This window comes from Escherichia sp. MOD1-EC5950 (genome assembly GCF_002965345.1).
In the GTDB taxonomy this organism is placed as follows: domain Bacteria; phylum Pseudomonadota; class Gammaproteobacteria; order Enterobacterales; family Enterobacteriaceae; genus Escherichia; species Escherichia marmotae.
In genome coordinates this window covers 1-13,728 of record NZ_PTSR01000019.1, presented here as the reverse complement: position 1 = coordinate 13,728, position 13,728 = coordinate 1, and the positions used below count along the sequence as shown (strand labels likewise).

12 protein-coding genes are annotated in these 13,728 nt (G+C 53.1%); 5 read left to right on the top strand and 7 right to left on the bottom strand.

All coding sequences use genetic code 11. The features are described 5' to 3' along the window. Window position 1: 1 nt before the first annotated feature. Together envC and gpmM are read right to left on the bottom strand one after the other, a co-directional pair. Window positions 2–1,261 (bottom strand): murein hydrolase activator EnvC, encoded by a 1,260-nt coding sequence (envC, locus tag BEA93_RS17000; protein ID WP_001517464.1) that lies wholly within the window; start codon window positions 1,259–1,261, stop codon window positions 2–4. A gap of 33 nt (window positions 1,262–1,294) precedes the next feature. Continuing rightward, the gene (gene gpmM / locus BEA93_RS16995; protein ID WP_001517465.1) at window positions 1,295–2,839 is read right to left on the bottom strand and encodes a 2,3-bisphosphoglycerate-independent phosphoglycerate mutase; all 1,545 of its coding nucleotides are present in this window, start codon (window positions 2,837–2,839) and stop codon (window positions 1,295–1,297) included. A 244-nt stretch (window positions 2,840–3,083) separates the two neighbouring features. Between gpmM and BEA93_RS16985 the strand changes: the two genes are divergently transcribed. The 5 genes from BEA93_RS16985 (at window position 3,084) to cysE (ending at window position 6,356) form a co-directional block, all read left to right on the top strand. Continuing rightward, window positions 3,084–3,515 (top strand): rhodanese-like domain-containing protein, encoded by a 432-nt coding sequence (locus tag BEA93_RS16985; RefSeq protein WP_001517466.1) that lies wholly within the window; start codon window positions 3,084–3,086, stop codon window positions 3,513–3,515. A gap of 139 nt (window positions 3,516–3,654) precedes the next feature. Next, window positions 3,655–3,906 (top strand): glutaredoxin 3, encoded by a 252-nt coding sequence (gene grxC / locus BEA93_RS16980; RefSeq protein WP_000024387.1) that lies wholly within the window; start codon window positions 3,655–3,657, stop codon window positions 3,904–3,906. A gap of 62 nt (window positions 3,907–3,968) precedes the next feature. Continuing rightward, window positions 3,969–4,436, top strand: coding sequence for a protein-export chaperone SecB (gene secB, locus BEA93_RS16975; RefSeq protein WP_000003377.1), 468 nt, complete (start codon window positions 3,969–3,971; stop codon window positions 4,434–4,436). Continuing rightward, entirely contained in the window at window positions 4,436–5,455 is a 1,020-nt protein-coding gene (gpsA, locus tag BEA93_RS16970) for an NAD(P)H-dependent glycerol-3-phosphate dehydrogenase (RefSeq protein WP_001517467.1), read from the top strand. The genes secB and gpsA overlap by 1 nt, the downstream gene beginning before the upstream one ends. Before the next feature lie 79 nt (window positions 5,456–5,534). Continuing rightward, window positions 5,535–6,356, top strand: a complete 822-nt coding sequence (gene cysE / locus BEA93_RS16965) for a serine O-acetyltransferase (protein WP_105224860.1) — start codon at window positions 5,535–5,537, stop codon at window positions 6,354–6,356. Between the two features lie 55 nt (window positions 6,357–6,411). On the opposite strand, the gene trmL is transcribed toward cysE, so the two are convergent. From trmL to BEA93_RS16940, 5 genes are all read right to left on the bottom strand, one after another. Further along, window positions 6,412–6,885 carry a tRNA (uridine(34)/cytosine(34)/5-carboxymethylaminomethyluridine(34)-2'-O)-methyltransferase TrmL gene (gene trmL, locus BEA93_RS16960; RefSeq protein WP_000932355.1) on the bottom strand — a complete coding sequence of 158 codons (474 nt, stop codon included), beginning with the start codon at window positions 6,883–6,885 and terminating at the stop codon, window positions 6,412–6,414. A 47-nt stretch (window positions 6,886–6,932) separates the two neighbouring features. Then, window positions 6,933–8,123 carry a quinone-dependent L-lactate dehydrogenase gene (gene lldD, locus BEA93_RS16955; RefSeq protein WP_105224859.1) on the bottom strand — a complete coding sequence of 397 codons (1,191 nt, stop codon included), beginning with the start codon at window positions 8,121–8,123 and terminating at the stop codon, window positions 6,933–6,935. Beyond that, window positions 8,120–8,896 carry a transcriptional regulator LldR gene (lldR, locus tag BEA93_RS16950; RefSeq protein ID WP_001517469.1) on the bottom strand — a complete coding sequence of 259 codons (777 nt, stop codon included), beginning with the start codon at window positions 8,894–8,896 and terminating at the stop codon, window positions 8,120–8,122. The genes lldD and lldR overlap by 4 nt, the downstream gene beginning before the upstream one ends. Beyond that, a complete protein-coding gene (gene lldP, locus BEA93_RS16945) occupies window positions 8,896–10,551 on the bottom strand; it encodes an L-lactate permease (RefSeq protein ID WP_001055313.1) in 1,656 nt (551 codons plus the stop codon). Before lldP ends, lldR begins: the two co-directional genes overlap by 1 nt. A 408-nt stretch (window positions 10,552–10,959) precedes the next feature. Beyond that, a partial coding sequence (locus BEA93_RS16940; protein WP_172955105.1) for a YadA family autotransporter adhesin occupies window positions 10,960–13,728 on the bottom strand: 2,769 nt, incomplete at its 5' end.

The window sequence follows — 13,728 nt, the reverse complement described above, 5'->3', positions numbered from 1 at the left end:
CTTATCTTCCCAACCACGGCTGTGGATTGACCGCCTGACCCTGGCGGCGAATTTCGAAATAGAGTGAAGGCCGACCCTGACCGCCACTGCTGCCCACTAGTGCAATTGGCTGACCCGCGCGAACCTGCGAGCCAACGCTCACCAGTGCGCTCTGATTATAGCCGTAAAGACTCATATCGCCTTTACCGTGCTCAACCACCACCACCAGACCGTAGCCTTGCAGCCAGTCAGCCAGAATTACTCGACCGTCGGCAATCGCTTTAACTTCAGTGCCTTCAGAAGCACCAATAACCATCCCTTTCCAGCGCAGCTCGCCCTGTAGCTGTTCGCCATAGCGATGCAGTGTTGGCCCACGAACAGGCCAGAATGCCTGACCACGCGGTGCACCTAAACCACCGGTACGGGACATCAGCGATTTTTCGCTTTCGGTTGGTTTGTAGGTGGTGCCTTTGCGCGTCGCTTCTTTCTGCCTGTCGCGCACTGCCTGGGCTTCGCGCGCTTCACGTTCAGCACGTGCTTTCGCTGCCGCTTCTGCACGAGCAATGCTATTGCGCAGACGAGATTCGTTGGCGCGCAGCTCGCTTAACTGTTGCTGACCTTGTTGAATGGAAGACTCCAGCCCTGCCAGCGTCTTCTTACGCTCATTCAGCGCCTGGGTCAGCTTCGCCTGTTGGGCGCGCTGTTCATATAACAGTGTTTGTTGTTCGCTCTGTTTCTCTTCCAGTTCAGCACGCTGCATGGCAACTTCTGCGCGCGTCTGCTTCAGCTCAGCGATGGTTTCTTGTCGCGCCTGGTTGAGGTAACCGAAGTAAGCCTGCAAACGCTGGCCGCGCTGGCTTTCTTCACCGCTAAGAATGAGCTGAATACCGGTATGCTCACCCTGACGAAACGCGGCATCCAGTTGCGCGGCGAGGCTGCGTTCCTGAGCGGCTTTTTGCTGCTCCAGCTTAGCAATTGACGCGTTCATCTCATCAATCTGTTTATTCAGTTGATTGAGCGTGTTTTGCGTTTCGCGCAGCTTACGGGTGGCTTCAGAGATCGCCTCTTCCTGCTTTTTCAATTGTGCGAGCAGGCTTGCGCGTTGTTGCTGTTGTTGGCGTACCGCGCGCTCTTTCGCGGCGATATCGGCCTGAATAGACTTGAGTTGGTCGCGGTCATCCGCCTGGGCGGAAAAAGTGCACAACAATACGCCAGCGCTAAGAACGCTGGCGTAAATGATGGGCCTGACTGCAAACCTGCGCGGTTTCGTGGCCCGTGTCATGGTATTAATCGCCTTTCCCCTCATGGGGAGGGATTATTCCACGATGAACAGCGGCTTACCAGTCATCTCTTGCGGGATTTCCATACCCATTAAAGAGAGCATGGTCGGCGCGATGTCAGAAAGTTTGCCACCTTCAACCGCTTTCACGTTCTTATCGCCAACGTAAATCAGCGGAACGGGCAGGTTGGTGTGCGCCGTGTGCGCCTGACCGGTAGCCGGATCGCGCATCTGTTCAGCGTTACCGTGGTCAGCGGTGATCAGCAGTTGACCGCCAACAGATTCAACGGCTTTCGCCACTTCATCCACGCAGTGATCCAGCGCTTCTACCGCTTTAACTGCCGCTTCCATCACCCCGGTGTGACCTACCATGTCGCCGTTCGGGTAGTTACAGATGATGGTGTCGTATTTGCCGCTCTTGATTGCCGCAACCAGTTTTTCGGTCAGTTCTGCGGAGCTCATTTCCGGTTGCAGGTCGTAGGTCGCGACTTTCGGTGAGTTGATCAGAATGCGATCTTCGCCTTTGAACGACTCTTCTACGCCGCCGTTAAAGAAGAAGGTGACGTGGGCATATTTTTCGGTTTCGGAAATACGCAACTGAGTTTTGTCATTTTTCGCCATCCACTCACCGAAGGTGTTAACCAGAGAGGCTGGTGGGTAAGCCACTGAGGTTTTGATGTCGGCGGCGTATTCGGTCAGCATCACGAAATCAACGTTAACCACTTTCTTACGGGCGAAACCGTCGAAATCAGCGTTAACGAACGCGCGGGTGATTTCACGGGCACGGTCAGCACGGAAGTTCATGAAAATCAGTGCGTCGCCGTCTTCCATTGCTGCATCTGGCTGGCCTTCGGCACGGATGACAGTCGCTTTCACGAATTCATCGTTTTCGTCACGAGCATAAGCGGCCTGCAAACCGGCAACGGCGGTATCAGCCTGGAATTCGCCCTGCGCCAGAGTCAGCAGGTCATAAGCTTTTTCAACGCGATCCCAACGGTTGTCGCGGTCCATCGCGTAGTAACGACCAATAATGGACGCTACGCGGCCTTTACCCAGTGCGGCAAATTTCTCTTCGAATTTTTTCAGAGAAGCTTCAGCGCTGCGCGGTGGGGTGTCGCGACCGTCGAGGAATGCGTGCAGATAGATTTTTTCTGCGCCACGTTCAGCGGCCAGTTCTACCATTGCCATGATGTGATCTTCGTGGCTGTGTACGCCGCCTGCGGAGAGCAGACCCATAATGTGTACAGCTTTGCCCGCGTTTTTCGCTTTATCTACCGCGCCAGTTAGCACCGGGTTAGCGAAGAACGCGCGATCTTTGATTTCAACGTCCAGACGAGTCAGGTCCTGATACACGATGCGGCCGGCACCCAGGTTAACGTGACCTACTTCGGAGTTACCCATCTGACGGTCAGGCAGACCGACTTCCAGACCGGAAGCGTCGATCAGGGTATGCGGACGATTGGCCCACAGTGCATCCATTACCGGGGTTTTTGCACTAAAAATGGCGTTATCCTGCTGTTCTTCGCGATAGCCATAGCCATCCAGAATCACCAGTACCATAGGTTTTTTAGAAACCGACATTGCGACAACCTCATACTCAAGAGTCAAAATTTGCGTAATTTTACTACAGCTGAATCGATAAAATAGCCTCTGAAGATCAAATTATGACGCCGCACAGTGAAAGCCGGGGGCTGATTTGCGATTTTTTTTCGTAGCGCCCCGCAAAATTGCATTCCAGTGCACGCGCTGGCTGTATTTGCCGCAACGCGCAGGTATACTCCTTTCCTGGTTTTTTTAATCACTACGTCGGGAGTTGTTACCCCCCATGCAAGAAATTATGCAATTTGTCGGCCGCCATCCCATGCTGAGTATCGCCTGGATCGCGTTACTGGTGGCGGTCCTGGTTACTACGTTCAAAAGCCTGACCTCGAAAGTGAAGGTGATTACACGTGGTGAAGCGACGCGTCTGATCAACAAAGAAGACGCTGTGGTTGTGGATTTACGCCAACGTGATGACTTCCGTAAAGGCCATATCGCTGGCTCTATCAATTTGTTGCCGACCGAAATCAAAGCCAACAATGTTGGTGAGCTTGATAAGCACAAAGACAAACCGGTTATCGTGGTTGACGGTTCTGGCATGCAGTGCCAGGAGCCAGCAAACGCGCTGACGAAAGCTGGGTTTGCGCAAGTATTTGTGCTGAAAGAAGGCGTAGCTGGCTGGGCTGGCGAGAACTTGCCTCTGGTGCGCGGCAAATAATTTACCTGTCGTTTTTTATGCCGCTGATAGTTAGCTGCAATTATGCCCCCAGTGACTTATTGATATAAGCTTCTGGGGATATTCTATTTTGTCGCTACCCTGCAACATAAAACAACAGGTAAAAAACAGGAGCTAAATTATGGCCAATGTTGAAATTTATACCAAAGAAACCTGCCCTTATTGCCATCGTGCGAAAGCATTGCTGAGCAGCAAGGGCGTGAATTTCCAGGAACTGCCGATTGATGGCAACGCCGCTAAGCGTGAAGAGATGATCAAACGCAGTGGCCGCACCACGGTTCCGCAGATTTTTATTGACGCACAGCACATTGGCGGCTGTGACGACTTGTATGCATTGGATGCACGTGGTGGACTGGATCCTCTGCTGAAATAACGTGTGAACGTTGGCATTACATTGCGCAGTATTTAAGGACAACACTTAAGGGTTTTCTACACATGTCAGAACAAAACAACACCGAAATGACTTTTCAGATCCAGCGTATTTATACCAAGGATATTTCTTTCGAAGCGCCGAACGCGCCGCACGTTTTCCAGAAAGATTGGCAGCCAGAAGTTAAACTTGATCTGGATACGGCATCTTCCCAACTGGCAGATGACGTTTACGAAGTGGTACTGCGTGTTACCGTAACGGCATCCCTGGGCGAAGAAACCGCGTTTCTGTGCGAAGTTCAGCAGGGCGGTATTTTCTCCATCGCGGGTATCGAAGGCACCCAGATGGCACATTGCCTGGGCGCATACTGCCCGAACATTCTGTTCCCGTATGCTCGTGAATGCATCACCAGCATGGTATCCCGCGGTACATTCCCGCAACTGAACCTTGCGCCGGTTAACTTCGATGCTCTGTTCATGAACTATTTACAGCAGCAGGCTGGCGAAGGTACTGAAGAACATCAGGATGCCTGATGAACCAACGTAATGCTTCAATGACTGTGATCGGTGCCGGCTCGTACGGCACCGCTCTTGCCATCACCCTGGCAAGAAATGGCCACGAGGTTGTCCTCTGGGGCCATGACCCTGAACATATCGCGACGCTTGAACGCGACCGTTGTAACGCCGCGTTTCTCCCCGATGTGCCTTTTCCCGATACGCTCCACCTTGAAAGTGATCTCGCCACTGCGCTGGCAGCCAGCCGTAATATTCTCGTCGTCGTACCCAGCCATGTCTTTGGTGAAGTACTGCGGCAGATTAAACCGTTGATGCGTCCTGACGCGCGCCTGGTATGGGCAACCAAAGGGCTGGAAGCGGAAACCGGGCGTCTGTTACAGGACGTGGCGCGCGAAGCGTTAGGCGATCAAATTCCGCTGGCGGTTATCTCTGGCCCCACTTTCGCGAAAGAGCTGGCAGCAGGTTTACCAACGGCTATTTCGCTGGCCTCTACCGACCAGGATTTTGCTGACGATCTCCAGCAACTGCTGCACTGCGGCAAAAGTTTCCGTGTCTACAGCAACCCGGATTTCATTGGCGTGCAACTTGGCGGCGCGGTGAAAAACGTCATTGCGATTGGTGCGGGGATGTCTGACGGTATCGGTTTTGGGGCGAATGCGCGAACGGCGCTGATCACCCGTGGCCTGGCTGAAATGTCGCGTCTGGGCACGGCGTTGGGTGCCGAGCCTGCCACCTTTATGGGCATGGCAGGCCTGGGTGATCTGGTGCTTACCTGTACCGACAACCAGTCGCGTAACCGCCGCTTTGGCATGATGCTCGGTCAGGGCATGGATGTACAAAGTGCGCAGGAGAAGATTGGTCAGGTGGTGGAAGGTTACCGCAATACGAAAGAGGTTCGCGAACTGGCGCATCGCTTCGGCGTTGAAATGCCAATAACCGAGGAAATTTATCAAGTATTATATTGCGGAAAAAACGCGCGCGAGGCAGCATTGACACTATTAGGTCGTGCACGCAAGGACGAGCGCAGCAGCCACTAAACCCAGGGAACTTTTGTTACCGCTATGACCCGGCTCGCGCAGAACGAGCCGGTCATTACCTCATCGTGTGGAGTAAGCAATGTCGTGTGAAGAACTGGAAATTGTCTGGAACAATATTAAAGCTGAAGCCAGAACGCTGGCGGACTGTGAGCCAATGCTGGCCAGTTTTTACCACGCAACGCTACTCAAGCACGAAAACCTGGGGAGTGCATTGAGCTATATGCTGGCGAACAAGCTGTCATCGCCTATTATGCCTGCCATTGCTATTCGCGAAGTGGTTGAAGAAGCTTATGCCGCCGACCCGGAAATGATCGCTTCTGCGGCCTGCGATATCCTGGCGGTGCGTACTCGCGACCCGGCAGTCGATAAATACTCAACGCCATTGTTATATCTGAAAGGTTTTCATGCCTTGCAGGCGTATCGCATTGGTCACTGGTTGTGGAATCAGGGCCGCCGTGCACTGGCAATTTTCTTGCAAAACCAGGTATCTGTGACGTTCCAGGTCGATATCCATCCGGCGGCAAAAATTGGTCGCGGTATCATGCTCGACCACGCGACGGGCATCGTCGTTGGTGAAACGGCGGTAATTGAAAATGACGTGTCGATTCTGCAATCCGTGACGCTCGGTGGTACAGGTAAAACCAGCGGCGATCGTCACCCGAAAATTCGTGAAGGCGTGATGATTGGCGCTGGTGCGAAAATTCTCGGCAACATTGAAGTTGGTCGTGGCGCGAAGATTGGCGCAGGTTCCGTGGTGCTGCAACCAGTGCCGCCGCATACCACTGCCGCTGGCGTTCCGGCGCGTATCGTCGGTAAACCAGACAGCGATAAACCGTCAATGGATATGGATCAGCATTTCAACGGCATTCACCATACGTTTGAGTATGGCGATGGGATCTGATGTCCTGTGATCGTGCCGGATGCGATGCTAACGCATCTTATCCGGCCTACGGTAACTAATCTCTCAACACCGCCCCCGGATACCCCAACTGCCGCCAGGCTTCATACACCACCACCGACACCGCATTGGACAGGTTCATGCTGCGGCTGTCCGGCACCATTGGAATACGAATTTTTTGTTCAGCGGGCAGGGCGTCAAGGATGGTTGCGGGTAAGCCACGTGTTTCCGGGCCGAACATCAGATAATCGCCATCCTGATAACTTACGGCGCTATGTGCGGGCGTACCTTTAGTGGTAAGGGCAAACAGACGCTGGGGATTTTCCGCCTCAAGAAACGCGCTATAGTCATGATGACGCGTAACGGCGGTAAATTCGTGGTAGTCCAGCCCCGCGCGGCGCAGGCGCTTGTCGTCCCAGGCAAATCCCATCGGTTCGATGATATGCAGACGAAAGCCGGTATTAGCGCAAAGACGAATGATGTTGCCAGTGTTTGGCGGAATTTCTGGTTCGTAAAGTACGATGTTTAGCATACTGCCCCCTTAGTGCGGGGGCAGGATAGCAGATATTAATCTAACCCTTAAGCTGCATTCCCTTTCGCCATCGGAGCCAGTGCCGCAGGCAACTCTTTACCCAGCCACTGAACCAGCGAGTCTTCCGTGATTTCGCTAATCGATTTCGCGCCAGTCAGCGTCATCGCCACTTTCATCTCTTTCTCGATCAAATTCAGCAAGTTTGCCACGCCCGCCTGGCCCGCCGTGGCCAGTGCATACAGGAAAGCACGGCCCAGCAGTACGGTATCGGCACCGAGTGCGATCATACGCACAACGTCAAGCCCGTTACGAATGCCGCTATCTGCCAGAATCGCGATATCGCCTTTCACCGCATCTGCAATAGCAGGCAGTGCGCGGGCGGAAGAGAGCACGCCATCCAACTGACGACCGCCGTGGTTAGAAACTACAATGCCATCCGCGCCAAAACGGACTGCATCACGGGCATCTTCCGGATCGAGGATCCCTTTGATCACCATCGGGCCATCCCAGAAATCACGGATCCACTCAAGGTCTTTCCAGGAGATGGATGGATCGAAGTTATTCCCCAGCCAGCCGATGTAATCTTCCAGTCCGGTCGGTTTACCGAGATAAGCTGAGATATTACCTAAATCATGCGGACGACCGTTCAGACCCACATCCCAAGCCCATTGCGGATGAGTCACCGCCTGCAAGTAGCGGCGCATTGCGGCATTCGGACCGCTCATACCCGAGTGTGCGTCACGGTAGCGTGCGCCCGGCGTTGGCATATCCACGGTGAAAACCAGCGTCGAACAACCCGCGGCTTTTGCCCGTTCCAGCGCGTTACGCATAAAGCCGCGATCGCGCAGCACATAAAGCTGGAACCACATTGGGCGTTTGATGGCCGGTGCAACTTCTTCAATCGGGCAAACGGAAACCGTCGAGAGAGTAAACGGAATGCCATGCGCATCTGCCGCTTTTGCTGCCTGGACTTCGCCGCGACGCGCATACATGCCGCACAAGCCCACCGGAGCCAGCGCCACTGGCATCGACAATTTCTCATTAAACAGCGTCGTTTCCAGGCTTAAGTCAGACATGTTTTTCAGAATGCGCTGGCGCAGCGCCACGTCGGACAAATCTTCTACATTGCGGCGCAGGGTGTACTCAGAATATGCGCCGCCATCCATATAGTGGAACAGGAACGGCGGCAGAATGCGTTGTGCGGCGGCGCGATAATCGCTGGCTGCGGAAATAATCATGCGTTTTTCTCCCTCGAATGCTCATGATGCTCACCGGGCAGGCGGGTAATGCGTGCGCGGCGTGCCTGATCTTCATCGAATCGTTTTATGGTGGTGTGGACAAAACTGAGATGCGCCATCATCGCTTTACGCGCACCGTCGGCATCACCAGCAAAAATGGCGTCAATGACTGCCTGATGCTGTTCAGTCAGTTGCGAAAAAACGGGCGGAACCAGATACATCCGCTGGCGACTTTGCATTACCGAGGACTGCAGGACATCAAAGAAACCGCGCATGGTCTGTAGCAGAACAATGTTATGTGAGGCTTCGGCAATCGCCAGATGAAAACGAACGTCTGCTTGTGAGGCGAGGTCCGGGTCTTCGCTGAGCGTTGCCTCAAAGCAAAGCTGAATTTTCTCTTTGTCGCCAGGCGTGGCGCGCATCGCCGCATGCCAGGCGGTGCTGGCTTCAATGGCGTAGCGGGCTTCCAGAATATCGAAGCTGTAATCCGGATCATCGGCCATCAGCGTTTTCAGTGGTTGGACGATGTTTTGCTCCGACCATGCATCATGACGCCAGCGAATAAACGTCCCGCCGCCGCGTCGGCTGAGCAGCACGCCTTCGCTTACCAGTTTTGCCAGCGCCTCGCGTAATGAATTACGCGACACGCCGAGCTGCATCGCCAGTTGACGTTCAGCGGGCAACTTCATGCCCGCCTCCAGATTTTTTTCATCAATCAGCGCCCGCACACGATCTGCTACCTCGTCTGACAGGCGTCTGGGTATAACCATCATTAAGGAATCATCCACGTTAAGACATAGGCCTGCAGCGTGGTGATCACGCCCACCATACAGGTGAAGATCAGGCTGTGTTTGACAGTAAAGCGGAACAAATCAGACTCTTTGCCAACCAGACCTACTGCCGCACAGGCGATGGCGATAGATTGTGGAGAGATCATCTTGCCGGTGACGCCGCCGGTAGTGTTGGCTGCAACCAGCAACAGGTCAGAGACGCCAATTTGTTGTGCTGCTGTGGCTTGCAGAGCGGCAAACAGGGCGTTAGATGATGTATCCGAGCCGGTCAGGAATACACCCAGCCAACCAAGGAATGGCGAGAAGAAGGTGAATGCGTGGCCGGTGTGTGCCAGAGCCAGCGCCAGTGTTGACGACAACCCGGAATAGTTCGAAATAAAGGCGAACGCCAGCACCATACCAATGGAGTAGATGGGCAGCGCCAGCTCTTTCAGCGTGTTGCCGAAGGTGCTGATAGCGTCAGACGGTTTCATTTTCAGCCAGATAACAGAGAGCAGCGCAGCAAACAGAATGGCGGTGCCGGTGGCAGAGAACCAGTCGAACTTAAACACGGCTGCATAGGCGGTGGCTTCGCTGACCACCGGCGGCATACGAGCAACCAGTTTATCGAGGTACGGCACCGGAATGTTGATGACCCACTCATACAGCGCTCCGCCCGAAGCGAACAGGGCTTTAAACGGTGGAATACTCCACAGTGTTACGGTGGCGGTCAGGAACAGGAACGGTGTCCAGGCACGCAATACCTGACCTGCGGTGTAACCGGTGTGAGCCAGTGTCATATCAACCTGTGACGCCCCCAAATCACCGAAGCGGAAAACGCGCACCGGCTGCCAGCGTTTGAGGAACAGTGTCAGGCAGAGTAGCGATACCAGCGAAGAGATAATGTCCGGCAGTTCCGGCCCAATGAAGTTGGAACTGAGGTACTGTGCGATGGCAAACGAACCACCCGCAACCACGACCGCAGGCCAGGTTTCTTTGATACCGCGCCAGCCGTCCATAATTGCCATGATCCAGAACAGCACGATAATAGTCATAAATGGTAGCTGGCGGCCTACCATCTGGCCAATCTCAAAGCTGTCGATGCCTGTTACCTGCCCGGCAACCAGAATCGGAATACCCATTGCGCCAAATGCCACCGGTGCGGTGTTAACAATCAGGCACAGCCCGGCGGCGTACAGTGGTTTAAAGCCCAGGCCGACCAGTAAGGCTGCGGTAATCGCGACCGGTGCGCCGAAGCCTGCAGCCCCTTCGAGAAATGCGCCGAAACAGAAACCGACGATCAGCATTTGCAGGCGCTGGTCAGGGGTTATTGAAAGAATGGACGAGCGGATGATGTCAAACTGCCCGGTTTTCACCGAGATCTTATAGACGAACACCGCTGCAATAATAATCCACGCGATCGGCCACAGGCCGTAGAAGAAGCCATAAACCACGGAGGCCAGCGCGTTGGCGACCGGCATTTTATAGAACAGCAAAGCTACCGCCAGAGCGATAGTGACCGTCCAGGTGGCGGCGACGTATCCTTTCAGTTTGAGCTTAATCAGCGCAAAGAAGAAAAACAGGATGGGAAGCGATGCTATCAGGCTGGAAAGCCAGATATTCCCGGCGGGATCATAGTTTTGTTGCCAGAGATTCATTGCAGGTCTCCTGGAGGCCACGCACATCGTGTAATGAGTCTGTTGCTCATCTCCTTGTCACACGTTGTGTAAAAGTGGCACTGCCAATTTTGTTGTGTAGGGATAATGACAATGAATGGTTAACCAAATGTTATGCAATAGCAACGTTAATGTGAGTTTGAATTGATGAACTGTGAACCAGAGGCCAGATAAGGGAAGAATTGGTAGGGCCAATTTGGGGTGAGGAAGGTGTCTGGTAAAGAAAAGGGCAATCCTCATCAGAGAATTGCCCGCAGATTGTTGACCTGGTGCACCTTATTTTGCCGGATGCGGCGTGAACGCCTTATCCGGCCTACAGGAATTTGTGGAATCCTCCTGTAGGCCGGATAAGCGTAGCGCATCAGGGTTTACCCATTCGTTAATGGATAATTACCACTGAATACCGGCACCGAGTGCGGCGGAGTATTCGCCCTGGCTATTGGTACTACCTTGTAATTTGTAGACCCAACGACCGTTGGCACTCACCATCGATACACCTAAAGCAACAGCCGATTCACCGTTATAAGTACCACCACCAATAGAAGCCATGCTGGCACCTGGCGTGTAGGCCTGAGGCAGACCAGTCATCGCCATTGCAGAAGCGATACCACCGCTCATTTTTTTCTCTACGCCCTTCACTTTGTTATCCATTTCAACCATTTTCTGGTCTGTGTAGCTATTGGTATCCTGGATACTTTGTTTTAGCTGTGCGTAGTTAACCGCATCGTGATCGTTCACAGCGGCTGACACATTACTGATTTGCGTCGTGCCCCCCTTACCATCACCCAGGTTTAACGTACTGTAGTTAATCGTACCGTCTTCATTCGTACTGTAACGAACACCACCCTCAGTGGACGATTTCAACTGTGCGACGTTCACTGCATCAGTGTCATTTTTACCGGCAGCAACATTGGTGATGCGGCGCTGATTAGTTGATGACCCCACAGATATGGTATTAGTTTCATCGGCGATCGAACCTGTACCTAAGGCTACACTGTTATCTGCAGCAGCGATTGATCCTGAACCGATAGCGACGCTGTCCGCTCCCTGTGCATTGGCATCCGCACCGGTTGTATTTGCCTTGAAGTATTTCGTACTTCCGGTAGTAACAATATCGCCAATACCATTCTCGATGTTGGTAACACGGGTATCGAGATTGCTCACCTGATTGTTCAGGTTATTGATACTGGTCGTGTTGATCTCAACGCGCGCATCCGTCACTTTCAACTGGCCAACATTAACCGCATCGGTATCCTGTGAGCCCGCTGCCACATTAGTGATTTGCCTCTGACCATTGGTGCTGCCTACAGAGAATTCACCCACCGAGTTTTGCGGGGCATCCATATTGTAAGCGGTATAGTTGCTTTGGGCCCCAACGGTGGTTTGAGAACCATTACCCATTGCAATGCTGTTAGCATGGTTCGCGCGAGCACTGGAACCGATAGCGATACCGTTAATTGCGTCCTGTACCACTAAGGAGCCAAAACCAATACCAATTCCGGCATCACCATTGACCACTGTTTTTGCACCCATCGCCAGAGAGTCCGTCCCAACGGCCAGTGAATCCTCTTCTTTCGAGTTTGAGTGGAAGTACTTAGCAGGAGTGCTTGCAACTGAACCTATCGCATTTTGCAACTGACGGACAGTGACGACGTCATGAGCCTCTGAACCATCTGCGACGTTAATGATTTGGCGATAACTTTCACCATCTTTACCTACAGATAGCGCACCGAGTAATTCGCCATCAGTGGTGTCATAACCAATGACAACCCCGTTTTCCGTTACGCTGCCAGAACGGGAGCCCTTGACGATGACACGGTCAGAGGTTGAGCCACTGCCCAGTGCTATACCGGAGTCGATCGAGCTGACACTGTCTCGACCAATAGCGAGGCTGTTTTCACCCGATGCGGTCGCGTTATAACCCAACGCGGTAGAGCCGACGCCCGCTGCGCTGGCATCTATAAAGGTCAAGCCAGTATCGTTTGTGCGGACGTAATTTACACCAGCACCATGCTCTTCAATATAGGTCGTACTGGTGTCGCCAGCGAGCTGGTTAATCATATCGCTATTCTGGTTGATGAGCACATTTGTGGCATACAACTGAGAACCATTAACCGCATCGGTGCTATCAACCGCCACGTTTCCGGCTTTTACATTAGTGATTTTACTGGTGGTATCACTATCGTGGGCCGCACTAAAGGCACCTGCGTTATCATCCCAAATCATTGCATCATCAAGCGTCGAGTCTATCGCGCTCAGTGCATCGCCTACATTATCGTAGTCAGTATTAGCGATAGTATAGGCTGGTGCGTTGATTGTGCCGTCAGCATTAACAGTGGAACCACCGCCAAGAATGTCACTAATAGAGTTGCTTACATCATAGAGCTGTCCACCGTTCACTGCGTCTGCGCTGTCTTTAGAAATTGAACCGGCGGCGACGTTAGTGATTTTACTGGCACTACCACCATGACTGGCTGTGAATGTGCCTGTTTTGGCATCCCAGGCAAGGGCATCACCGAGTGAGGCTACAACTGAGGAGTCAATAGCGGCTAATGCTTCACCTACGTTATCGTAATCAGTGCCCCCGATATTATAGGTTGGTCCAGTAAACACGCCGCTTGAATCAACAGAGGCATTTCCACCCAAATAGTTAGCGATAGAACTGCTCAAACCATACAGTTGTCCGCCATTTACGGCATCGGTACTTGACGACGATAGTGTTCCCGCCGCCACATTAATGATTTTGTAGGTGGTGCTGGTGCCATGTTTGGCACTGAACGCAGTACCATTCCACTGCAGGGAATCATCTTCCAGACCCGTGATTGTGGTATTGATATCCGCGACATCATTGGTCAGGTTGGTGATGTTGGTGGTGTTGGTGGCAACGTTATCGTTTGTCGTTTTCAGTTGCGAGCCGTTGACGGCATCGGTACTGGTGTCTGACAGGTCACCGGCCATGACGTTGGTGATTTTGTTGGTGGTGCTGGTGCCGTGTTTGGCACTGAACGCCGTACCATTCCACTGCAGGGCATCATCTTCCAGGCCCGTGATCGTGGTGTTGATATCCGCGACATCATTGGTCAGGTTGGTGATGTTGGTGGTGTTGGTGGCAACGTTATCGTTTGTCGTTTTCAGTTGCGAGCCGTTGACGGCATCGGT

What these genes read in the sequence shown, in the direction of transcription:
- cysE (WP_105224860.1), top strand. Translation starts at nt 5,535, where the DNA reads ATGTCGTGTGAAGAACTGGAAATTGTCTGGAACAATATTAAAGCTGAA.
- envC (WP_001517464.1), bottom strand. Translation starts at nt 1,261, where the DNA reads ATGACACGGGCCACGAAACCGCGCAGGTTTGCAGTCAGGCCCATCATT.
- gpsA (WP_001517467.1), top strand. Translation starts at nt 4,436, where the DNA reads ATGAACCAACGTAATGCTTCAATGACTGTGATCGGTGCCGGCTCGTAC.
- secB (WP_000003377.1), top strand. Translation starts at nt 3,969, where the DNA reads ATGTCAGAACAAAACAACACCGAAATGACTTTTCAGATCCAGCGTATT.
- trmL (WP_000932355.1), bottom strand. Translation starts at nt 6,885, where the DNA reads ATGCTAAACATCGTACTTTACGAACCAGAAATTCCGCCAAACACTGGC.
- gpmM (WP_001517465.1), bottom strand. Translation starts at nt 2,839, where the DNA reads ATGTCGGTTTCTAAAAAACCTATGGTACTGGTGATTCTGGATGGCTAT.
- grxC (WP_000024387.1), top strand. Translation starts at nt 3,655, where the DNA reads ATGGCCAATGTTGAAATTTATACCAAAGAAACCTGCCCTTATTGCCAT.
- lldD (WP_105224859.1), bottom strand. Translation starts at nt 8,123, where the DNA reads ATGATTATTTCCGCAGCCAGCGATTATCGCGCCGCCGCACAACGCATT.
- lldR (WP_001517469.1), bottom strand. Translation starts at nt 8,896, where the DNA reads ATGATGGTTATACCCAGACGCCTGTCAGACGAGGTAGCAGATCGTGTG.
- BEA93_RS16985 (WP_001517466.1), top strand. Translation starts at nt 3,084, where the DNA reads ATGCAAGAAATTATGCAATTTGTCGGCCGCCATCCCATGCTGAGTATC.
- lldP (WP_001055313.1), bottom strand. Translation starts at nt 10,551, where the DNA reads ATGAATCTCTGGCAACAAAACTATGATCCCGCCGGGAATATCTGGCTT.